22 protein-coding genes are annotated in these 21,929 nt (G+C 67.0%); 7 read left to right on the forward strand and 15 right to left on the reverse strand.

The window, feature by feature from the left end; genetic code table 11:
• The first annotated feature begins 129 nt into the window (after positions 1 to 129).
• The gene (locus FK256_RS00195) at positions 130 to 501 is read left to right on the forward strand and encodes an ArsR/SmtB family transcription factor (RefSeq protein WP_021607037.1); all 372 of its coding nucleotides are present in this window, start codon (positions 130 to 132) and stop codon (positions 499 to 501) included.
• A complete protein-coding gene (locus FK256_RS00200) occupies positions 498 to 1,481 on the forward strand; it encodes a cation diffusion facilitator family transporter (protein WP_021607038.1) in 984 nt (327 codons plus the stop codon). Before FK256_RS00195 ends, FK256_RS00200 begins: the two co-directional genes overlap by 4 nt.
• 60 nt (positions 1,482 to 1,541) lie before the next feature.
• On the opposite strand, the gene FK256_RS00205 is transcribed toward FK256_RS00200, so the two are convergent.
• Together FK256_RS00205 and FK256_RS00210 are read right to left on the reverse strand one after the other, a co-directional pair.
• Positions 1,542 to 2,390: a sugar phosphate isomerase/epimerase family protein gene (locus FK256_RS00205; RefSeq protein WP_021607039.1), complete on the reverse strand. Its 849-nt coding sequence runs from the start codon at positions 2,388 to 2,390 to the stop codon at positions 1,542 to 1,544.
• A gap of 21 nt (positions 2,391 to 2,411) precedes the next feature.
• Complete coding sequence (locus FK256_RS00210) at positions 2,412 to 3,212, reverse strand: YflT domain-containing protein (RefSeq protein WP_141423261.1); 801 nt, start codon at positions 3,210 to 3,212, stop codon at positions 2,412 to 2,414.
• 80 nt (positions 3,213 to 3,292) lie between these two features.
• On the opposite strand from FK256_RS00210, the gene FK256_RS00215 reads away from it, so the two are divergent.
• The 3 genes from FK256_RS00215 (at position 3,293) to FK256_RS00225 (ending at position 6,373) form a co-directional block, all read left to right on the forward strand.
• Positions 3,293 to 4,585 carry a magnesium transporter MgtE N-terminal domain-containing protein gene (locus FK256_RS00215; protein ID WP_021607041.1) on the forward strand — a complete coding sequence of 431 codons (1,293 nt, stop codon included), beginning with the start codon at positions 3,293 to 3,295 and terminating at the stop codon, positions 4,583 to 4,585.
• Positions 4,578 to 5,159, forward strand: coding sequence for a DUF1003 domain-containing protein (locus FK256_RS00220; protein ID WP_021610296.1), 582 nt, complete (start codon positions 4,578 to 4,580; stop codon positions 5,157 to 5,159). Before FK256_RS00215 ends, FK256_RS00220 begins: the two co-directional genes overlap by 8 nt.
• Positions 5,160 to 5,230: 71 nt before the next feature.
• A complete protein-coding gene (locus FK256_RS00225; protein ID WP_141423262.1) occupies positions 5,231 to 6,373 on the forward strand; it encodes an Mrp/NBP35 family ATP-binding protein in 1,143 nt (380 codons plus the stop codon).
• Between the two features lie 112 nt (positions 6,374 to 6,485).
• Here the strand turns inward: FK256_RS00225 and FK256_RS00230 are convergent, their stop codons facing one another.
• Positions 6,486 to 7,394 (reverse strand): twin-arginine translocase TatA/TatE family subunit, encoded by a 909-nt coding sequence (locus FK256_RS00230; RefSeq protein WP_141423263.1) that lies wholly within the window; start codon positions 7,392 to 7,394, stop codon positions 6,486 to 6,488.
• Positions 7,395 to 7,554: 160 nt separating this feature from the next.
• Here FK256_RS00230 and FK256_RS00235 point away from each other — a divergent pair, with 160 nt between their 5' ends.
• On the forward strand, positions 7,555 to 8,190 hold the full coding sequence (locus FK256_RS00235; protein ID WP_009233478.1) for an O-methyltransferase: 636 nt from the start codon (positions 7,555 to 7,557) through the stop codon (positions 8,188 to 8,190).
• Between the two features lie 162 nt (positions 8,191 to 8,352).
• Here FK256_RS00235 and FK256_RS00240 read toward each other — a convergent pair whose 3' ends face one another.
• Both FK256_RS00240 and FK256_RS00245 read right to left on the reverse strand, forming a co-directional pair.
• On the reverse strand, positions 8,353 to 8,520 hold the full coding sequence (locus FK256_RS00240; RefSeq protein ID WP_003782053.1) for a DUF3117 domain-containing protein: 168 nt from the start codon (positions 8,518 to 8,520) through the stop codon (positions 8,353 to 8,355).
• 105 nt (positions 8,521 to 8,625) lie between these two features.
• Entirely contained in the window at positions 8,626 to 9,381 is a 756-nt protein-coding gene (locus FK256_RS00245) for an LOG family protein (protein ID WP_021607046.1), read from the reverse strand.
• Positions 9,382 to 9,761: 380 nt separating this feature from the next.
• Here FK256_RS00245 and FK256_RS00250 point away from each other — a divergent pair, with 380 nt between their 5' ends.
• A complete protein-coding gene (locus tag FK256_RS00250) occupies positions 9,762 to 11,504 on the forward strand; it encodes a phospho-sugar mutase (protein WP_141423264.1) in 1,743 nt (580 codons plus the stop codon).
• A 242-nt stretch (positions 11,505 to 11,746) separates the two neighbouring features.
• Here FK256_RS00250 and FK256_RS00255 read toward each other — a convergent pair whose 3' ends face one another.
• The 10 genes from FK256_RS00255 to FK256_RS00310 form a co-directional block, all read right to left on the reverse strand.
• Positions 11,747 to 12,631 carry a metal ABC transporter permease gene (locus tag FK256_RS00255; protein WP_009233475.1) on the reverse strand — a complete coding sequence of 295 codons (885 nt, stop codon included), beginning with the start codon at positions 12,629 to 12,631 and terminating at the stop codon, positions 11,747 to 11,749.
• Positions 12,628 to 13,683 carry a metal ABC transporter permease gene (locus tag FK256_RS00260; protein ID WP_141423265.1) on the reverse strand — a complete coding sequence of 352 codons (1,056 nt, stop codon included), beginning with the start codon at positions 13,681 to 13,683 and terminating at the stop codon, positions 12,628 to 12,630. The genes FK256_RS00255 and FK256_RS00260 overlap by 4 nt, the downstream gene beginning before the upstream one ends.
• The gene (locus FK256_RS00265; protein ID WP_141423266.1) at positions 13,680 to 14,480 is read right to left on the reverse strand and encodes a metal ABC transporter ATP-binding protein; all 801 of its coding nucleotides are present in this window, start codon (positions 14,478 to 14,480) and stop codon (positions 13,680 to 13,682) included. Before FK256_RS00265 ends, FK256_RS00260 begins: the two co-directional genes overlap by 4 nt.
• Positions 14,481 to 14,488: 8 nt before the next feature.
• Positions 14,489 to 15,673, reverse strand: a complete 1,185-nt coding sequence (locus FK256_RS00270; protein ID WP_141423324.1) for a metal ABC transporter substrate-binding protein — start codon at positions 15,671 to 15,673, stop codon at positions 14,489 to 14,491.
• 152 nt (positions 15,674 to 15,825) lie between these two features.
• Positions 15,826 to 16,479 carry a deoxyribose-phosphate aldolase gene (deoC, locus tag FK256_RS00275; RefSeq protein ID WP_141423267.1) on the reverse strand — a complete coding sequence of 218 codons (654 nt, stop codon included), beginning with the start codon at positions 16,477 to 16,479 and terminating at the stop codon, positions 15,826 to 15,828.
• Between the two features lie 49 nt (positions 16,480 to 16,528).
• Positions 16,529 to 16,759, reverse strand: a complete 231-nt coding sequence (locus FK256_RS00280; RefSeq protein ID WP_141423268.1) for a hypothetical protein — start codon at positions 16,757 to 16,759, stop codon at positions 16,529 to 16,531.
• Between the two features lie 289 nt (positions 16,760 to 17,048).
• A complete protein-coding gene (locus FK256_RS00290) occupies positions 17,049 to 17,252 on the reverse strand; it encodes a hypothetical protein (RefSeq protein ID WP_244936079.1) in 204 nt (67 codons plus the stop codon).
• Between the two features lie 1,286 nt (positions 17,253 to 18,538).
• The gene (locus FK256_RS14395) at positions 18,539 to 19,357 is read right to left on the reverse strand and encodes a hypothetical protein (protein WP_211343496.1); all 819 of its coding nucleotides are present in this window, start codon (positions 19,355 to 19,357) and stop codon (positions 18,539 to 18,541) included.
• A 347-nt stretch (positions 19,358 to 19,704) separates the two neighbouring features.
• Positions 19,705 to 20,562 (reverse strand): hypothetical protein, encoded by an 858-nt coding sequence (locus tag FK256_RS00305; protein WP_141423269.1) that lies wholly within the window; start codon positions 20,560 to 20,562, stop codon positions 19,705 to 19,707.
• Positions 20,559 to 21,905, reverse strand: a complete 1,347-nt coding sequence (locus tag FK256_RS00310; RefSeq protein WP_141423270.1) for a thymidine phosphorylase — start codon at positions 21,903 to 21,905, stop codon at positions 20,559 to 20,561. Before FK256_RS00310 ends, FK256_RS00305 begins: the two co-directional genes overlap by 4 nt.
• Positions 21,906 to 21,929: the final 24 nt, after the last annotated feature.

Consider the following 21,929-nt stretch of genomic DNA (forward strand, 5'->3'; position numbering starts at 1 on the left):
TCCCTCTGCCACGGGACGAGAACGGACCGGGCCCATCGTCACCGGGGCGATCGGCCCGGTCCGCAACGTACGGAGCATCGGCGGCAGAGCATCTTGCACATCATCGCCTAACGCGGATACCATCGTTACATGACGATGAAACATGGGTTGCTTCCCGAGGACCGATCCCAGGACCACGGCGCAGTGCACAAGGCCTCCACCGTGGCCTCCCTGCTCGACGTCCTGGGGGACGCCACCCGCCTGGCGATCCTGCGCCACCTCCACGGCGGCGAGCACCGGGTAGTGGAGCTGACCGAGCACCTGGGCCTGGCCCAGTCGACCGTCTCCCAGCACCTGGCAATCCTGCGCAGCGCGGGTCTCATCTCCAGCCACTCCCACGGGCGGGCCAATGTCAGCCGGATCGAGCACCCCGAGGACATCGAGAAGGTACTGGCCGCAGCCGAGTCCCTGGCCGCCATCATCTCCGCAGCCCCTTCGGGCCAGGACCAGGAACCGCTGTGAGCACTCCGGGCAGTCACGAGGACCACGACCACTCCCCCGCCGCCACTGAGCACGCCCACGGACACTCCCACAACCACGGCGCGGGGGCCTCGCGCGGCCGGCTCCTGATCGCCCTGTGCCTGTCAGTCACCGTCCTGGTGGCTGAGATCATCACGGCGCTGCTGACCGGTTCACTGGCCCTCCTGGCCGACGCCGGGCACATGCTCACCGACGTCGTCGGCCTGGTCATGGCCCTGGTCGCCGCGCACCTGTCTACGCGGCCGGCGACGGACCGCTCCACCTGGGGCATGCGCCGGGCCGAGGTCATTGGGGCCGCGCTCCAGGCGGGCATGCTTGCCGTCGTCGGCGTCTTCGTGGCCTTCAAGGCGATTCACAACCTGCTGGTGGCACCGCAGGTCGAGGCCTCCGGGATGCTCGTCATGGGCGTCATCGGCCTGGTCGCCAACATCATCGCACTGGTGGTCCTCTCCGGCGGGCGCGGCGGCGACGGACACGGCGAGAACCTCAATATGAGGGCCGCCTTCCTGGAAGTCCTCAACGACGCCCTGGGATCAGTGGGAGTCATCATCGCCGCGGCAATCGTCGCCCGCACCGGCTGGACTCGGGCCGATGCCGTGGTCTCCCTCCTCATCGCAGTCCTCATCCTGCCCCGGGCCGTGGCGCTGCTGCGCTCGGCTCTGGCCGTCCTCATGGACTTCACGCCTAAGGAGCTGGACCTGGCGCAGGTGCGCACCCACATGCTCGAGGTCGACCACGTCGAGGAGGTCCACGACCTGCACGCCTGGACGGTCGCCTCGGGAATGCCGGTACTGACCGCCCACGTCGTCGTCCGCGACGAGTGCCTGCGCGACGGTCATACCGAGGAGATCCTGGACCGGCTCCAGAGCTGCATGGCCGAGCACTTCCCGGTCAGGATCCAGCACGCGACCCTCCAGCTCGAGCCCGTCTCGCATCTGGAGCACGAGGCCGCCCACTGCTAGCGCAGGTGGCCAGTTCCAGTTGGTCCTGTTAGCGCGCAGTTGGCGCAGCTGGCGCAGGGCTCAGCCGCGGCGGTAGCGCTTGCGGGTCGGCTCGGGTATGTGCGCGGGCTCTCCGCCCTCCAGGTGCTCCCGGGCGAAGGCGAGCGCGCTGGCCAGCCCCTCGAGGCGCTGGGCGGCCGTCATGGACCTGGTGGTCACTTCGACGACCACCTGTCCCCCGCCGGCCTCGAAGCCGGTGGCTATCAGGTGCCTGAGGACCCCGGCGCAGTCCTGGTTGCCCTGCCCGGGTAGCAGGTGGTCGTCCAAGGGTCCCGGCACGCCGTCGGTCAGGTGGAGATGACGCAGCGTGGGGCCGAGGGAGCGGGCCATGGCCAAGGCGTCGGAGCCGGAGGTGGCCGCATGGGAGATGTCCAGCGTCACCGACTTGTAGCCCTGCCCCACCGGGTCCCAGGTGGGCGAGTAGGCCTGGAAGTCGCGCGTGGAGTGGGCGTGGCGGGGCCTCCAGGTGAACATGTTCTCCACCGCCAGATGGATGCCCGTGGTGGACTCCCGCTGCGCGACCCCGGCGATGAAGGAGCGCGCGTAGCGGGTCTGCCAGAAGAAGGGCGGGTGAAGCACCACGGTGGGCGCCTCGAGGTAGTGGGCCAGCTCGATGGAGCGGTCCACCTTGTCCCACGGATCCACCCCGAAGACCCCGCGGGTCACCAGCAGCGTGGGGGCGTGGATCGCCAGAACGGGCTGGTCGTGCTTCTCCGCCAGGGCCGCCAGACGGGTGGCGTCCTGGGAGGCCTTCTCACTCCAGACCATGACCTCGACGCCGTCGTAGCCCAGTTCCTGAGCCATCGCGAAGGTGTCGGGAACGCTGCCGGGAACCACGCAGGCGGTCGACAGTCCCACCGGAATACTCATCGCTGAAATCCCTTGTCCCTCTCAGTCCTCATCACTGGAGTTGGCGCCGCCACCGCCCTGCGACCTCCTCGAGTCGCCCTGGTCCCCCTCATCGCGCCGGCGCGAAGGCCGCCGGAACGGGTCGTAGTCCTCGGGGACGGCGGGCGTGCCGGGCTCAGGTCCCGAGACCGCGCCGGGAGTTATGTCAGGGGCGCTGCCGGCCTGCGGCAGACGCACCCCGAAGCGGGGCTGCTCATCAGGGCGGGAGCCGAAGGCCGTCGGACCGGGGGACTCCTCCCGAGCCCGACGACGCTCCTGGGTCCGGCGCAGGGCCTCTCCCCCGCGCGAGAGATTGCCCGGGACGTCGGCCAGGGCCTGAGTCGCCTCGTGGACTTCGCGGGCCGCGATGATCGAGTAGCGGGAGGCCACGACCTGACTGATCGAGGTGAAGTCTCGGCGCCCGCGCGTCAGGGCATAGCTAAAGAGCTGGAAGACGATGCCCCACAACACCCCCAGCAGGACGCAGGCCCAGAAGCTGAGCCGAGGACCGCTGCTGCCGGCGACCGACATGATGAGACCGAAGAACACCCCGATCCACAGGCCGCTCATCGCGCCCGACATCGCCGCACGCCCCCAGCTCATGCGCCCGGTGATACGCTCCACCTGACGCAGGTCGGTGCCGATGATCGCCAGGTGCTGGACCGGGAAGCCCTGATCCGACAGGGCATCGACTGCCCTCTGCGCCTCGGGGTAGGTCGCGAAGGAGGCCACCTCCTCCCCCTTGGGCATGACACCACCACCGGGTGAGGTCAGGGAGGACAGCGGGCTCGGATTGGCACTCATAGGGGCTATCGTCGCATGCGCGGGCACGCGGCACAGACCCATCGACGGGCATTCACGCCCCAGACGCATAGGCTTGGCTTGTGGAGAACACCAGGACGCGCACGACCAGCAGGGTATTTGTGGCCCGCCTCATCGGTACCTCCGTCTTCGACCCCCTGGGCGACGCGGTGGGCAAGGTTCATGACGTCGTCGTCCTGCTGCAGATGCGCGGGGAGCCACGAGCGGTCGGCTTCGTCATCGAGGTCTCCAGCCGGCGCCGTGTCTTCCTGCCGCTATCCCGAATCACCGCGATCGAGCCCGGCGCCGTCATCACCACGGGCCTGATGAACATCCGCCGCTTCACCCAGCGGCACGTGGAGACCCTCGTCGTCGGCGAGCTGCTGGACCGGGTGGTCACGATGCGCGACGGCTCTGGGACCGTCACCGTACGGGACGTGGCTATCGAACGCGACCGCGGCATGGACTGGAAGGTGACCCGCCTATTCGTCCAGCGGGCCTCCACCGGGCCACTGGGCCTGCGCCGCGGAGAGACCTTCACGGTGCGTCCCGAGGAGGTCACGGGTCTGGCCGCCAGCGCGGACCAGCAGGGCGCCACCGCGCTACTGGCCACCCTGGAGGACCTCAAGGCCGCCGACCTGGCCGACGTCATGCGAGACCTGCCTCAGGACAGCCAGATGCGTGTGGCCGCCGAGCTCACCGACGAGCGCCTGGCCGACGTCCTCGAGGAGCTCGGCAATGAGGACGCCGTCGCTCTCCTGTCCCGCCTGGAGGCCGGGCGCGCCGCCGACGTCCTGGACGCCATGCAGCCCGACGACGCCGCCGACCTGGTCGCCGACCTCCCCCAGCTCAAGGCCGCCGAGCTCCTGGGCCTCATGGAGCCCGAGGAGGCCGAGGACGTGCGTCGCCTCATGGCCTACGACGACTACACCGCCGGTGGCCTCATGACCACCGAGCCGATCATTCTGCCCCCCGAGGCGACGGTGGCGACCTTCCTGGCCCAGTCCCGCAAGGTCGAGATCCCCCCGGCCCTGGCCGCCATCGGCTTCGTGTGCCGACCTCCCCTGGAGTCGCCCACCGGCAAGTTCCTGGGCGTGGTCCACTTCCAGCGGACCCTGCGCGAGCGCCCCCAGCGACTGGTCGGATCGATCGTGGACACCGACGTCGACTCCGTGCGAGCCGAGGACTCCATCGGTACCGTCACGCGCCTGCTGGCCACCTACAACCTGACGGCCCTGCCGGTCCTCGACGACGCCGGGCGCCTGCTGGGCGCCGTCAGCGTCGACGACGTCCTGGACCACCTCATGCCCGATGACTGGCGCGTAGCCGATGAGGCCGTCACCGACGAGACGATCGAGAGGGGAGCTAATGCCTGACCAGCTCGACCAACCGCTGCCCGACAACCGCCTACGGTGGCTGCGCAGGACCCACCCCGCCCGGGCCTCCCGCTCCGACGGATTCGGCCGCTTCGCCGAGGCGACCGCCCGCTTCATGGGCTCGCCCCAGTTCGTGCTCTACATGTCGATCTTCGTCATCGCCTGGATCGTGGCGAACCTCGTCCTGGCCAAGGTGCAGCAGGCATGGGATCCCTACCCGTTCATCCTGCTCAACCTGGCCTTCTCCACCCAGGCCTCCTACTCGGCCCCCCTCATCATGCTGGCCCAGAACCGGCAGGACGACCGCGACCGCGTCACCGCCGAGCAGGACCGCCAGCGCGCTCAGCGCAACCTGGAGGACACCGAGTTTCTCACCCGGGAGATCGCCGCCCTGCGCCTGGCCATGAACGACGTCGCCACCCGCGACTTCGTGCGTAGCGAACTTCGCGACATGCTCGGCGAGATCCTCGCCGAGGAGCGCCTCACCCGTGAGGAGATCACCGAGATCGCGGAGTTCCAAGAGGGGGGCGACGACGAGACCGACAGCCATCCCGGTCACCACCCCTCCCATTGAGGACGGCCGCCCCTTCTCACGTGGGACGCGCCACCTGTCGAGGCGCCGAGCACCGCCCCTAGGATGGGGCCATGCCGCTACCGACTCATGACGCCGTCATGGAGGCGCTGAACCGGGTGATCGACCCCGAGCTGCGCCGCCCCATCACCGACCTGGGAATGGTCTCCTCCGTCGACATCGCCGAGGACGGCGTGGTCAGCGTCGAGGTGCTCCTGACCGTGGCCGGGTGCCCCCTGAAGGACACCATCACCGCTGACACCCAGCGCGAAGTCGGCTCCATCGAGGGCGTCACAGATGTGCGGGTGAGCCTGGGCGTCATGAACGACGAGCAGAAGGCCGAGCTGCGCCGTCGCCTGCGCGGGGGCGCGGCCGAGCCGGTGGTGCCCTTCACCCAGCCGGGCAACCTCACCCGGGTCTACGCCGTCACCTCCGGCAAGGGCGGGGTCGGCAAGTCCTCGGTGACCGCGAACCTGGCCGCGGCCATGGCCGCCCAGGGCCTGAGCGTGGGAGTCGTCGACGCCGACATCTACGGCTTCTCCATCCCTCGCATGCTGGGCGTGGACCGGGTTCCCACCCAGCTGGACGGCATGATCGTGCCGCCCGTGGCCCACGGGGTCAAGGTCATCTCGATCGGCATGTTCGTCGAGGACAAGCAGCCGGTCGTCTGGCGCGGCCCCATGCTGCACCGCGCCGTCCAGCAGTTCCTCTCCGACGTTTTCTGGGGAGATCTGGATGTCCTTCTGCTGGACCTGCCGCCCGGGACCGGGGACGTGACCATCTCAGTGGCTCAGCTGCTGCCGGGCGCCGAGATCCTCGTGGTCACCACCCCGCAGACGGCCGCCGCCGAGGTGGCCGAGCGAACGGGCCTCATCGCCGCCCAGACGCACCAGAAGGTGGTGGGCGTTATCGAGAACATGTCTTACATGCCCCAGGCCGACGGCTCGCGCGTCGAGATCTTCGGCTCCGGAGGGGGCGCGATCGTCAGCGCCTCCCTGAGTGAAACTCTCGGCTACGAGGTCCCGCTCCTGGCTCAGCTGCCGTTGGACATCCGTCTGCGGGAGGGTTCCGACACCGGTCGTCCGGCCGCCGTGGCCGACGACGGCAGGCCCGCCGCCGACGCCCCCGCCGCCCTGGAGCTGTCCGCCGTCGCCCAGCGCCTGACCCACCGCGCCCGAGGCCTGGCCGGCAAGAGCCTGGGGGTCACTCCGGCCTGAACCGGCCTCGCCCAGGTCCCAGTTCTCACCGAGTCTCACTGAGACCGACAAGTCTCGCGTAGCCCGACGGTTTTTCTGTCCGGCTACGCGAAATCGGCCCGGCTCGGTGAGGTCAGAAGTCGACGGCGACGCGCGCGGCCTCGGCGCGGGTGCGGGCGGCGGCGTTGGCGGCTCGCACGATGTCGCGCGGAGACAGAGGGCGCACCCGCTTGGCATGATCGCCGGAGGCGCCGGAGGCATCTTTCGAGTGCTCGTCAGAGGAACGAGGGCCCGCTTCGACCAGGCTGGCCGGGACCTCCACAGGGACGGACTCGACGGGCTGCTCATCGGATTCCGGCTGCTCGGTCTGCTCGATCGGTTCCGACTCGGCCTCGGTCTCAGCGCTGTCCGCCTCCTGGAGTACGCCCTGCGGTGGGGCGGCGGACTCGGGGGTCCCAGAGGTCTCGGCGTTCTCCACCGCCTCGATCGCGTCGTCGGCCCGAGCGCCCTCCGCCACGTTCTGAGACTCGGCAGGGGCGTTGTCCCCGCTTGTCTCCGCCCGCACGGTATCCGTCTCGACGCTCTTCTCAGCGTCGTCGGCTGCGCTGTTCGTGGCATTCTTGTCGGCCAGCTGTTCAGCCCGCTTGGCCTTGATCTGCTTGCTCAGCGAGTTGGCCCGGTCCTTCCTGACGACGTCGTTGACGGCCTTGGCGGCGTCGTCGGAGATCTCCTTGGCGGCCGAGCCGACGGACCGGAAGGGGTGAGTGAGGTCTTCGCGAATGGCGTCGATATCCTCCCCCAAGGCGTCGCGCACGATTTTGCGGGGGTCGTACTGGCGCGGATCGAGGCTGGACAGGTCCAGGTCGGCCATCTCGGGGCCGACCTCCTCGGCGATCTGGCTACGCGCATTATCCAGGAACACCCTGAGCTGACGCACCATCTGGGTGAGCTTACGGGTGTACTCGGGCAAGCGCTGCGGCCCCACGACGACCACCGCCACCAGGATGATGACGAGGAACTCAGAACCAGAGATGCCGAACACGCCGCTCAGTATAGGGACTCTTCCCAGACAGGTTCCGCATCGGTTCGCCTACCGGCGGACTCACCCGGGCTCGCTCCCTTCCCCCTATCTGGCCGAACACCTGGAACAATGAGGCTCGAGGGGCAGCGCCTGGCGCCCCGCAGCAGAAGAAAGGCTCACAGTGAGTGCGGACAAGACGCTGAGCTGGTCCTACACGGAGGACTTCACCGCGGAGGACGAGGCCACCGCGCAGGCCCGCATGCGCGGGCTCGAGCTCGGCATCACCCCGGTCTCCTCCGGAACCGGTGCGGCGCTGCAGATGCTGGCCGCCTCGGTGGGCGCCAAGTCCGTGGCCGAGGTGGGCACCGGCACCGGCGTCTCGGGCCTGTGGCTGCTGGGCGGCATGGGCTCGGACGGGGTCCTCACCACGATCGATGTCGAACCCGAACTCCAGCGCGAGGCCCGCCGCGCCTTCGACGGCGCAGGCTATCCCTCCTCGCGCACCCGCATCATCCAGGGGCGGGCCTCCGACGTCATGCCCCGGATGGCGGCTCGCTCCTACGACATGGTGGTGCTCGACGTCGCACCGGAAGAGGCGATCCTGCTGGCCTCCAACGCGCTGCGGATGCTGCGCCGAGGCGGAGTCCTAGCGGTCACCCGGGCCCTGTGGAACGACCACGTGGCCGATCCCGCCCGCCGCGACGTCACCACGGTGGCCGCTCGCGAACTCGGCAAGGCGCTGCGCGCCTCCAGGGCGCTACTGACGACGCTGCTGCCCGTCGGAGACGGACTGCTCGTCTCGGTGCGCCAGACCTGATAGCGCGCCTGTCGCGCCGCCGGGAAGGGTAAGACAAAGAGGAGGGAGGGGTGGACCCGTATCGGATCCGTCCCTCCCTCCGTAGGCTGGATGGCCCGGCCTCCGGTTCCTCGACGCCGAGGACCGAGCGGGACCGGTCTGCGCCCAGACCGCCCGGTTCGATCAGATCTTGGCGTTGGCCAGGGCCTCTCCAAGCTCCTTGACCTCGTCGGCCGTGATCTCGAGGACCAGTCGGCCGCCGCCTTCAAGCGGAACCCGCATGATGATGGCGCGGCCTTCCTTGACGACTTCGAGAGGGCCGTCTCCGGTCCGGGGCTTCATGGCAGCCATGTGCTCACCTTTCGTCAGTGCTGCGCGGGTACATCGCCGCGCGACCTGTCATATTCTACGACATTCAAGGTGCGACGTTCGAGGATGCGCCTGCCATGACACGACTCACGCCCCGCCCTGCCCGTTGCGCAGTCTGCGGGCGGCGCCCACCACGTAGTCCACGGCTTCCTCGGCCCCGTCGACGACGTGGAGCAGGTCGGGGTCGGTCGAGGAGATCGTGCCCCGGTCGATCATGGTGGTGCGCACCCACTCCAGCAGACCGCCCCAGTAGCCGCTGTCCACCAGGGCAATGGGGAAGGAGGAGATCTTCTGGGTCTGGACCAGGGTGAGGGCCTCGAAGAGCTCGTCGAGGGTCCCCATGCCGCCAGGCATGACGACGAAGCCGTCGGAGTACTTGACGAACATGGTCTTGCGGGCGAAGAAGTAACGGAAATTGACCCCGAGGTCGACGTAGTCGTTCATGCCCTGCTCGTGGGGCAGCTCGATACCGAGCCCCACCGAGGTGCCGCCCGCCTCGTGACACCCTCGGTTGGCGGCCTCCATCATGCCCGGGCCACCGCCGGTGATGACGGCGTAACCGGCTCGAGCCAGCCCGGCCCCGACCTCCACCGCCGCCCGGTAGGCGGGATCCTCGGACTTGGTGCGGGCCGAGCCGAAAACGCTGACAGCCGGTCCCAGCTCCGCCAGGGCGCCGAAGCCCTCGATGAACTCGGCCTGGATCCGCATGACCCGCCACGGGTCGGAGTGCAGCCAGTCGGCGTCGGCGGCGCTGCTCAGCAGGCGTGCGTCGGTGGTCTGGGTGGGGATCTGGGTGCCACGCAGCACCACTGGCCCCTTGCGGTAGGACTCGCGTGTACTCATGTGGTCATGATTCCTCAATCCGGCCGGGGCGGCGACGCGTCTGCCGCTCCATAAAGTGGCGGACAGCGAATGCGGGTGAGCAACCGCCGATTCAGGCCAGCCAGCCGTGCAGGATGGAGGTGACCTCGTCAACCTGCTCGGCCGGGCAGTGCTCGTCACTCTTTCACTCTCCTTTCACATTAACCTCTTGCTTCCCAAAAGCATCAGACACCCCACATTCTCAAAATAGTCTTGAATCGTATCCTTTTTTTAATTCAGAACAACTTATTTCACGCGAGATCTGACGTTGTCGTGACTGGATTCTCCTTGTGTTTGGGAACACCCGTGAGGAGAGTCATTGTGAGCGCTTCCAGTACTTTTGTCGCGGTACCGTCGCCGATATGACCCGAGACCCTGTAGACGTGTACGACGACGCTGCCGTGAACGCCTGGATCCAGGACGATCCGGATCCCGTTACCCGCGCCGAGCTCACTGAGCTCCTGGCGACTGCCGCCAGTTCTCATGGCAAGCAGGCCGAGGAAGCGCGCGCAGCCATCAGCGACGCCTTCAGCAACACGCTCACCTTCGGTACCGCCGGTTTGCGCGGTCGCCTGGGCGGTGGTCCCAACCGGATGAATCGGGTCGTCGTCATTCGGGCCGCTGCGGGCCTTTCGGCTTATCTCAAGGACCGTCTTGGCGAGGGTTTCAGCGTCGTCATCGGCTACGACGCCCGTCATAACTCCGAGCAGTTCGCGCGCGACACAGCGGCAGTGGTCACGGGCGCGGGAGGGAGGGCCATTCTCTTCGAGTCGCATTGCCCCACCCCGGTGCTCGCCTTCGCGCTGCGGCGCCTGGAGGCCGACGCCGGCGTTATGGTGACCGCCTCGCACAACCCGCCTCAGGACAACGGATACAAGGTCTACCTGGGTGGACGGGCCGTGACTGACTCGGGCCAGGGAGCCCAGATCGTTCCCCCCTATGACACACAGATCGCCGCGGCGATCGACGCCGTCGGACCGGTCGCCTCGGTGCCGCGCCCACAGTCGGGCTGGGAGACGATCGACCCGGCTATCCGCGAGGAGTACATCGAGCGGGCCGCTCAGACAGCGCGGATGAAGTCCCCGGCCCCTGTGAGGATCGTGCTGACGGCGATGCACGGCGTGGGCGGGGCCATCTGCCGCGAGGTGCTTGCCCGGGTCGGTTTCACCGACGTCGTCGAGGTGGCTGAGCAGTTCGAGCCCGATCCGGACTTCCCGACAGTCGCCTTCCCCAACCCGGAGGAGCCCGGGGCCCTGGACCTGGCACTGGATAAGGCGAGAGAGGTCGAGGCGGACCTGGTGATCGCCAACGACCCCGATGCCGACCGCTGTTCCGCCGCAATCCCGGACGCGGATGCCCCCGGCGGCTGGCGTCAGCTGACCGGTGATGAGGTCGGTGCGCTTCTGGGCGAGCAGGCGGCCGAGCTGGCGGCTTTCGCCGGCAACGGGGTTCTGGCCTGCTCGGTGGTCTCCTCCCGGCTGCTGCGTCGGATCGCCCAGTCCCACGGGCTGGGGTTCCGTCGCACCTTGACGGGCTTCAAGTGGATCAGCCGGGAACCGGGTCTGGTCTTCGGCTATGAGGAGGCACTGGGGTACTGCGTGGATCCCGCTGCGGTGCGGGACAAGGACGGTATCTCGGCCTCGGTGAGGCTGGCGGTGCTGACCTCCGTGCTCAAGCAGCAGGGGCGGACGCTGCAGGATCTGCTCGACCGGCTGGCCCGTGAGCACGGCTTGCACGCCACGAGCCCGTTGAGCATGAGGGTCGAGGACCTCGGCATCATTACCGCGACCATGGAGCGCCTGCGCTCGGGCGGGGCTCCGGCCAAGCTCGCCGGCTCCCCGGTCTCCACGACGGTGGATCTGCTCGACGGCGTCTCCGACGGTAACGGCGGCACGCTGCCCCCCACGAACGGCCTGGTGTGGGTGACGGCCTCCGATGACCGTGTGGTCGTGCGCCCCTCCGGGACCGAGCCCAAGCTCAAGTGCTACTGCGAGGTGATCCTGCCAGTGGGCGATTCTCCGGCGACTGAGGTGCGCGAGGCGGCGGCTGAACGTCTGGAGGCCATCAAGGAGGACCTGCGCGGTATCTTGGGAATCGTCGCCTGAGCTGCTTCCCCGGAGGCTCTCTTCGACGTCCCGGTTCTCCAAGGGTGGGGTTTAATCGACGAGAGGGGCTTGTGGCGGGGCCGGACCGGCACCGATCACCACCCTGCCCCAGAAGAGCCCAACCTGACAGAGCAGAGCCGGCGATCCGGTGCCGAGGCGAGCCGATGACACACCAGCGCCCCCTACGGCGTTCTCACCACGGCCTTGCCGCCATGATCGTCGAAACTCCGTGCGCGAAGGGCTCAGCGCCGGAACGGGATCCGTGCTCGGACTCTGCTCATGGCGATCCAGTGGGCGATGGCGGATATGAGGTACACCAGTCCTGAGGCCACGGCGATGACGCCGCCTGCGGACAGGCTCAGCCGCACCGCGGCCAGCAACCCCACCAGGGCAGTGGCGGCGCCGAGGATCGGGGCTGACACGAGCAGCCGGCGCATGGTGGAGGTCCACGGTGCCAGTGCTGCCGCCGGCGCGGCGATGAGCGCGATGGGCAGAATCGTTCCCACGGCGGGCACCAGCATGACGATGGTCAGGGTGATCATGACCATGACGGTGGCTTCAGCCCACGCGGGACGCAGGCCACTGGCCCGGTAGCCCAACGGATCGAAGCTGTAGAAGGTGAGGAACCGCCCGGCCACGAAAAGCACGAGCACCGTCAGCGCCAGGACGACGCCGACGGCGATGACGTCCACGCGACTGACGTTGAGTACGGATCCGGCTAGGAAGGAGTCCACCTTGAGGGGTAGCGGGGCGAACCACTTGGAGAGGAAGTAGCCCAGCGCGAAGCCGAAGGTGAGGACCACGCCTGCCGCCGACTGCGATGTCACTCCCGGCACTTGGGAGAGTCGGCGCATCAACCAGATCATCGGCAGGCACATGAGCCCGGCTCCCACGAGCACAAGGGCGGACAGGAGGGTGAAGTCGGCGCGCCGTCCGAGGAGCGCCTGTGAGAGCCAGGCGGCCACAACCACTCCGACGATCGCGCCGGGGAAGGTCGCGTGGGTGAGTGACTCGGTGAAGAAGATTCTGCGGTGGACGAGTGCGATCGCTCCCACGAGCCCGGCCAGCAGCCCCATGAGGACCACCTCGACGATGGGCAGGAGGAGGATGTCGAGGCCGATGCTCATGCCCGGCTCCCTTCGGCCATCGGGACCGCTGCGCCCTCCGTACTCGCGGACTCGTCCGGGGAGGCGGCGCACGAGTCGGCGCTGCGCGCCGTCGTCGTCGAAACCTGTGCGGACTGCGCCGAGCGAGCACGCCGAGCCGGTCTGCGGAGCCTCTCGCGCGCAGCGGTGACACCGACGGCGAGGAGGAGGATGGCGGTCATCACCAGGGCAACGGAGGCTTGCGGGGAGATGGGTTTGTCGAGGGTTGCGGGCAGGGCCATGAGCAGCATGCCGAGGTAGCCGCCGCCCACGCCGACTCCGATCGCAACGAGGACCATGGTGCGCACCCGGGAGACGAGGATGCGCGCCGTCGCTCCGGGGATGACGAGGTAGCCGATGACGAGGAGGGTTCCCACCGCCGTCGAGGCCGAGACGACAGCGGCCGCGATGGCGGTGTTGAGGGCCAGATCGAGCGCGAGGAGCCGCAGTCCGGAGGCACGGGCGCCGGTACGGTCGAAAGCGTAGGCGATCTGCTCCTTCCAGGTTGTCATGATGAGCACGAGCGCAACGGCGCACACGATGAGCGCCTGGGCCAGGCGTTCATCGGTGACCTCCAACAGCCGGCCGAACATGAGGGCCTCAAGCTGACCCGACATGTCGCCCTTGGCCAGGGACAGGATGAGCCCGATGGAGAAGAAGCTGGTCAGGACGACGGCGGTGCCCGCTTCGGAGGCCTCGCCCCGACGCGAGCGATGGGAGACGAGGGTCAGGACCAGGGCCGCGGCGACGGCGACGACGGAGGCGGCCGGGATGATCGCGTTGATCCCCCAGTAGACGGCGCCGGCGACGATCCCGGGGAAGATGGCGTGGACCATGGCCTCGGCGCTGAACTCGGCGCTGCGCAGGTTGATGATGACGCCGATGACGCCGGCGACGACGCCCAAGAGCACCACCATGACCAGGGGCCGGAAGAGGAAGGGGGCGTCGGCCAGGGGCGCGAGGCCCGGCACGTTGACGGCCGCCAGGCGCAGCTGCTCGATGGCCTGGCTGAAGAGCGTTATGAAGCCGTTCACTGCGATTCACCCGCCTCGGCCGCGGAGCGCAGGCCCAGTAGCCGGGTGGTGCCGTGGCCGCCGTAGGCCTCGTCGATGTAGCGGGCGACGAGGACCTCGTCGCGAGGCCCGAAGGCGATCTGGCGTCCGGCCAGGAGCGCGACCTGCTCGCAGGTCTCCTGGGCCAGGACCAGATCGTGGGTGGAGATGATCAGCGAGATGCCCTGCTCCTTGAGGTCGGTGATGATGGACAGCAGGGCCTCGCGGTTGGGCTGGTCCAGGCCGTTGAAGGGCTCGTCGAGGAGGATGAGGCGAGGCCGGGCGGCCACGCAGCGTGCCACGAGGACGCGCTGCTGCTGACCGCCGGACAGGGTGCCGAAACGGTGTTCGGCGCGGTCGGCCAGGCCGACGCTCTCCAGGGCCTCCAGAGCCCGACGACGGGTCTGGGCTCCGGGGCGCCGCAGGATGCCGAGTTGGGAGTACATGCCCATCTGGACCACCTCCCGCACGGTAACGGGAAAGGTGGGATCGAGGTCGCTGACCTGGGGCACGTATCCGACAGACCCGCGCGGCGCGCGCCCCGGCGCCGCCCCGTTGACCCGCACCCTCCCGGCACTGATGGTCACCATGCCGAGCAGGGCCCGCATAAGCGTCGTCTTGCCCGAACCGTTGGGGCCGACGAGAGCGAGGGCCTGCCCGGCCGGGACCCGGCCGTTGACACCGGTGAGCACCGTCGAAGCGCCGTAGGAGAAGGAGGCGTCCTCCAGGGTGACGACCGGCTCGGCCGCGGCGAGTGCGGAATCGTGGGGGTCTGTCATGTGGTTCCTCACTTGACGTCGGATGCCTTGGGCGTCCACTGGACGAGGTCGGCGGGGATCTCGGCTACCGTGCCGCCCCAGGCCTTGGTGAGGTTGGAGACGTTGTGGAGGATGGAGCCGATGTAGGTTTCGCCGTCGGAGCCGGGGGTGCCCAGGGAGTCGCCGTAGAGCGCTTCGTCACCGATGACAGCCTTGACCCCGGCGACCTCGGCGACCTTCTGGACGGACTTGGGGTTGTTGGAGTTCTCGGCGAAGATGGCCACGGCTCCGGAGGCCTTGACCTTGTCCGCGGTCTCCTGGATCTTGTCGGCGGTGGCGTCCTGCTGGGCGTTGAAGTCGGACAAAGCCGCGCCCTCGAACTTCACGCCGAACTCGGTGCTGAAGTAGCCGAAGGCGTCGTGGCTGGTGAACAGGACCCGTTGTTCCTGAGGCACCGAGTTCAGAGAGTCTGCGGCCCACCCGTCGAGGGTCTTGAGCTTGGCGACGTAGGCGTCCACGTGGCTGAGGAAGACACCGGCCTGGTCGGGGGCGGCCTTCTCCAGGGCGGCACCGATGTTGGTGACCTGGACGATGGCGTTCTTCGGCGAGGTCCACACGTGCGGGTCGAAGCGGAACTCGGGCTGGCTCTCACCCTCCTCAGGCGGGAAGGGCCACTTGGCGACCTCGACCTTGGCGCTGCCCCGGTCGACCTTGTAGGGCTTGGCCTCCTCCTTCTTCTTCTGAGCGGCCAGGTCATCGATGTCGGTGGCCCCGGCGACGCCGGAGGTCACCACCATGGTGCCCTTGAAGCCGGTGGAGTCGACGGCGGAGTCCAGGAAGTGCTCCAGATCGACGCCGGAGATGAAGAAGAGATCCGCCTCGGACAGGGCCTTGGACTGCGCCGTGGTCATGTCGTGCTCGTGCGCCGAGGCGTTGGGGGCCAGCAGGCAGGTGAGCTTGAGGCGGGACTTGGCCTTGGCGGCGTCGGCGCCGAAGTGCTGGGTCTTGCCGTCAGCTCCGGTGCGGTCGAAGGAGAGCTCGCTGGAGGCGTCGCCGGTGGCGAGCTGGGTGATGTAGTCGCAGATCTGGGTAGTGGAGGCGACCGCTTTGACCGTGCCCGACGCGTCGGCGGAGGTGGAACTGCGACCGCAGGCCGCCAGGGTCGGAAAGGACAGGGCGAGACAGGCGAGGGCCGCAGCGCTGCGGCGGCTCATACTGGGGATGGTTCTCATAGTGCCGAGTATAGTTTCGGGTACCCGAAACTTTGCAAGTTGAGACGAGCCTTCCTAACGCGGCCTTGTGTGCACGATGACGGACCCGGCGATGATGCCAGGTCGTCGGTGGTACTCAGCCGGACATGGGCGCCTCAGTCGTCCAGTCCCTCGAGGACGGCGGCGGAGGCGGACAGCCCCAGGCGGTTAGCTCCGGCTTCGACCATGGCGAGGGCGTCGGCGGCGGTGCGGATGCCGCCGGAGGCCTTAACGCCGAGGCGGTCTCCGACGGTGGCGCGCATGAGGGCGACGACATGGGTGGAGGCTCCTCCGGCGGGATGGAAGCCGGTGGAGGTCTTGACGAAGTCGGCTCCGGCGGCCTCGGCGGCGCGGCAGGTGGAGACGATCTCCTCATCGGTGAGGGCCGCGGACTCGATGATGACCTTGAGGACGGCGCCCCGGCAGGCCTCGCGCACACCGCGGATGTCGGCTTCGACGGCGTCGACGTCGCCCTCCTTGACGAGGCGGAGGTTGACGACCATGTCGATCTCCTCGGCACCCTTGGCGATGGCATCGGCGGCCTCAGCGGCCTTGACGGCAGTGGCGTGGGCACCGGAGGGGAAGCCGCAGACGGTGGCCAGGTGCAGTCCGTCGGGCAGGTTCAGCGGGAGGAGGCTCGGGGAGACGCACACGCTGTAGGCGCCCAGGGCGGCGGCCTCGGCGATGAGCGCGTCGACCTGGGCAGCAGTGGCCTCAGGTTTGAGGAGGGTGTGGTCGATGAGGCGGGCGATCCGGGCGCGTGTGGTCATGGGGGTCCTTCCTGGCGGAGCGGGTCACGTCATCATGGCCCGATCAGTCTCATCCGGGCAAAGTCGACTCGGCCCGGCGGAGGACGCGAAGCCCCCACCCCTGCAGGGCGAGCGGGATGAGTAGAACTGCCGGGATCCATAATCCGCGCAGACCGTACAGGCCGATGGCGAAGGGGACCGACAGGATCGTCACCGCCCCGAGTACTCCGACGGCGAAGATCATGATCGCCAGGGCTCGCTGAGTACCCCGGAGATCCGCATCATGGCCAGCAGTCGACATCAGGCGTCCCCCTCACCGGAACGTAGATCGGCGTATCTGGTTCTCAACCTCCCGGCCGCGAGCGTCACCGCGCCCACCGAACCCAGAATGGGAAGGGAGAAGGCGCACAACAGCACCACAGCGCTACGAACTCCTCTTGCGCTGACAAAGATGTACAACGCTGAGACCATGCCTGCAACGTGCAGCAGGATGAACGCCGCTTCCGGTGCCGACAAAGAGAACACGCGCCCGCCTTTCAGGATGACAGAACCTTTTCCCACCCCTTGAGTCAGGATAATACTCTTGGTGGTCAGTTTTCGGGCACGATGATGGCGAGGATGCGGGGCCAGCCGCCGAGCTCACGGGGGCCGGGGCGGTGCGGATCTCGCGGAGCGGTCAGGTCGAGGGGACGCACCGATCCGCTGGAGGGCTCGTAGATGTGCACGCTTCCCTCGCCGGGGTCCTCCTGCCCGACGGTCCGCCAAGGCAGGGCCAGGACGTAGTGGCGGGGCACGGCCGGGGTTCGCGCCAGGGACGCGCGCAGCCTCGCCCTCGCAGTGGAATCCCACTGCTCCCCAGCACCCGAATCTTAGGGAAAGCCAGTCGATCAACCAAGAGACTGACAATAACCTGGAAATCGACCCGGCCCCTCCTCGCCCCTACTTGGAGTAACCCGGCCGCCAAAGGCCAACCTCGTGCTCGGCCTCGAAATAAGGGATGGTAACGTCCGTGACCGCAACGCCAGGTCCTAGTTGTACTTCCTTGGGGGGTGACGTGATCGAACAATGCCAGACAGACCGTCTCAGGGCAGGCTCTCTCGACACAGCGTCACAGGAACCGGAACAAGGCTCACAAGTCGATCGGATCCAGCACCAGAACGCTCAGGACGCGGATAACCTGTTCCTTGGAGGTCGATTCAATTGACAGACGGCGACGATATACTCGAAGCACTTCATCACCCCCTGACCAACTCCCCCAGGCCCGGGCGGGCGTAGGCCTCGCACAGCGACCTGGAGCGCCCAGCCCCGTTCGGAAACGCTCTTCTGGCGCCCAACCTCCAGCGGGACGGCCATCTCAGTGGCGCCGTAAGTCGAACCCAGATGCTCCATCATCCAGCAAGCACCGTTCTCGTGGACCACAATCCACGCCTCCGTAGCCCCTGGAGACAGTCTTGACCTGACCCGGAAATAGGATCACACCAGCGCGTCATACTCCCGCTCAGTGTCATGCCAACGGAATACCAACCAATAATTATATCGGTCCAACCGCGACTCACCAGGGCTCCATGAGCCACAGGAAACAAACACCTAACAATAAACATGAATATTACGACGACACATGAACTTTAGGGATCATAGATTTCCAGTAAAACACATTTGTGAAACATCGCATATTACCTCCCAGATTCTCCTCACCCCAAAAATAATCAGAACTTGCTTTCAGCAGCAAGCCCCTTCCGATATGCGACATCAAGTTATTCGACCCCTCAGGAAAGCGGGAAAGTGTTGGCGTGAAAACAAGTGGCACTTGTTTTCACGCCAACACCAGTTCAGGAGCGGTATTCAACTAGAGGAACCGGCGATCATTCCGGCCGGGATTGAATCAGATCATGCAAAAGACGGGCCGCCAAGCATTGCAATGACATTGGGATAACGAGAACCAAAGGAATCCACAGCCCCCGCAAACCATATAGGTTAATCCCAAAAGGAACCGAGAGTACAGCAATTCCCCCAGATACTCCAACGCACAATATCTGAACCGCTTGAGACCGTTTTGCACGATACCGCAAGTCGCCCACCATCACATATACCCGAAACAGGTGACGACTGCGATTACTTCTGTCGAGCCAAGTGTGGCAATTCCGCCAATACAGGCAGCACAGATCCCTGCACCAACACCAGTCGCAGCGCCCGCACACGACCCTCCACACCCACCGGCAATTACCATCGCAGGAACTGAACCGATCCCGAGTGCAACAGCAATACATCCAGCAACTTGACCGACCCCGGTCGGAGCTTCATCGGCTCCTCCTTGAGGAGATCCAGCAGATGCGGCGGAACCATTTTTCACATCGGTTTTAACCTGATCGATCTGCTGTTGAATTCTAGTATTGTCAACATACTTGACCCCAGTATCAGCATCCTTCGTAAGAGCACCATCAGAGTAAGATGTCATCTGAAAGTTACCTGAAGCATTTCGAGTCAGTATGCTTTCAGAATAAGTAACAACACCCCCGGTGCCTATCATTACAATTGTTGTATTACTCATCAGGCTTGCACCAACTCCTTTTATGGGAAAGGTGACTGAATGGAGTTCTGAATCCTTCGTTTTCACCCGCAGAACTGTAGGGTGAGACAAATCAATGTCATCGATCGACACATGGGTGTGGACATCTTCGGAACGAACCGCGTTTTCCGCCGACTTCGTCATTTGTCGTGCAACATTTTGGTCAGCTTCAGCAGAGAGCTTCGACTTATCCCCCGAAACTTGTGCCGAACAACCAGGAGGATCTGCAGTTTGCCCTTGTACAGAAAGTGGGGTTGCCGCTACAGCACCAGCACTAAATAACGAGAGAGCGGCGGTTGTAGTCAGCGTAACGAGAACTCTTCTGAGAGTCATGATCTAGCCTTTGCTGTCGACATTTCACTGCCCCACCTTTTTCTACGATCACCGCGGCGGAGGGGTGTTCGACACGACTGGGCATCACGAAACACCAACATAAGCACGCCCCTCAACAGAACTTACCGCTCCTAAGCCGCCTAAGACACAATGCTTGCCAGCACAACATCACGCCACCTATGTCATGTTGAACAGAACAATGGTAAACACACAAGTATAATAGAGTTCACCAAAAACTCTGAGAATACTCAAAAAAAATTAGCAGGCCGCAATTGAACTTAAAATGTGAAATACATTTTAGCATGTCCCCGAAGTAAAACAACTTGACTTTTATCAACAGATAATATTCAGAGATTTGCTGATTCGAATGTAAGGACTTTTCGTTGGCTCTCGGGCGCGATGACGGCCAGGATGCGGGGCCAGCCGCCGAGCTCGCGGGGGCCGGGGCGGTGCGGATCACGCGGGGCAGTCAGGTCGAGGGCTCGCACGGATCCGTTGGAGGGCTCGTAGATGTGCACGCTTCCCTCACCGGGGTCGTCCTGCTCGATGACCTGCCAGGGCAGGGCCAGGACGTAGTGGCGGGGCACGGCCGGGGTCCGGGCCAGGGCGGAGCGCAGCCGTGATCCCGCAGATCCGACAGATCCCGCACCGGGCTCAGCCACCGTGTCACTGTCGAGGACGAGCGGGCCGCCGGTGACCAGGATGACCGGGAGTCCACCTGCCAGCACCTCGCGGATCGAGGCGACCTCACTGCCCCAGGCAGGGCCATGGTCGCTCACCCACCTCACCGTGTAACGACGACGCCCTCCGCCCGGAGTGCAGGTACGCACGATCTCGGTCATCTGCCGGGCCACGGACCAGGGCGTGGAGCCGAGCGCCTTCGGCCAGGGCAGGACCCCCAGGCCGCGGGCATTCATGGCCCGTTGGATCCGTACCTGCTGGCGGGACAGAACGGAGACCAGCTGTTTGCCCTCCCGGCCGGACTGCGAGTCGGTCATCTCGTGGGTGAGGTCGTCCGTCACGGCTACGCGCTCGCCGGGCGCCAGAAGCAGGCGGGTCGCTAGGAGGCAGGTGGGTCCGCAGGTGGTGGCGTCGGTCTGGGTCAGGGTGATGGCCTGGCCCGCCTGGGTGAGGCGGCCCACCCGCAGCCGGGAGTTGACGGCCCGGGCGACGATGGCCGGCTCTACCTGCCAGGGCGTGGTCATCCGATGCGCTCCAGGACGACGCCGCGCTCCCGGCGGGCGACGGCGTCGGCCGCCTGCGGGGAACCGGCCTGGGAGATGACGATGCCGCCGGCGAGCGCCTCCCGGGCGCGGGTGAAGCGCTCGGGCATGGCGGTGTGCAGGGTGAGCAGCTCCTGTCCGGCGCGCACCTCGTCGCCCGGCTTGGCGTGCATGGTGACGCCGGCGACGGCCTGGACCGGATCCTCCTTGCGGGCACGCCCGGCCCCGAGGCGCCAGGCGGCCACCCCGACGGCGAGGGCGTCCAGGGTGGTCAGGACGCCGTCGGCCGGGGCGGTGACGGTCTCGGTCTCGGGTGCCTGGGGCAGGGGCGCGTTCGGGTCCCCTCCCTGGCGGCTGACCATGTCGCGCCAGACGTTCATGGCGCGCCCATCGGCCAGCGCGGCGCGGGCCTGGTCCTCCTCCACGGGTCTACCGGCGGCGGCGCACATCTCCAGGGCCAGGGCCACGGTGAGATCGACGACGTCGGCCGGTCCCCCGCCGGCGAGCACCTCGAGGGACTCGGCGACCTCGAGGGCGTTGCCGGCGGTGAGTCCGAGCGGGGTGGACATGTCGGTCAGCAGCGCGCGGGTGGTCACGCCGGCGTCGGTGCCCAGGGCCACCATGGTGGAGGCGAGCTCGCGGGCCTGGTCGAGCTCCTTCATGAAGGCGCCCGAGCCGACCTTGACGTCCAGGACGAGGGCACCGGTTCCCTCGGCGATCTTCTTGGACATGATCGAGGAGGCGATGAGCGGGACGCAGGAGACGGTGGCGGTGGTGTCGCGCAGGGCGTAGAGGCGCTTGTCGGCGGGGGCCAGGCCCGCCCCGGCGGCGCAGATGACGGCGCCGGGGCCGCTGGACCCGAGCATCGCCAGGATCTCCTCGCCCGTGAGATCGGCCCGCCAGCCGGGGATGGACTCCAGCTTGTCCAGGGTCCCGCCGGTGTGCCCGAGTCCGCGTCCGGACAGCTGGGGGACGCTCACGCCGAAGACGGCCACGAGCGGCGCCAGCGGCAGGGTGATCTTGTCCCCCACTCCCCCAGTGGAGTGCTTGTCAGCCGTGGGGCGGGGCAGGCCGGAGAAGTCCATGCGCTCCCCGGAGGCGATCATGGCGTCGGTCCAGCGGGCGATCTCGGCCCGGCTCATGCCGCGCAGGTAGATGGCCATGGCCAGGGCGCTCATCTGCTCCTCGGCGACGGCGCCGCGGGTGTAGGCCTCCACGACCCAGTCGATCTGGGCGTCGGTCAGGGTGGCGCCGTCGCGCTTGGCGGCGATGACGTCGACGGCGTCGAAGGGCTCGACGGCCGGCGGTGCGGCGGGGACGGTCACGGGGTTTCTCCTCCATCTGTGGCT

The organism is Actinomyces johnsonii, from assembly GCF_006546835.1.
In the GTDB taxonomy this organism is placed as follows: Bacteria; Actinomycetota; Actinomycetes; order Actinomycetales; family Actinomycetaceae; genus Actinomyces; species Actinomyces johnsonii.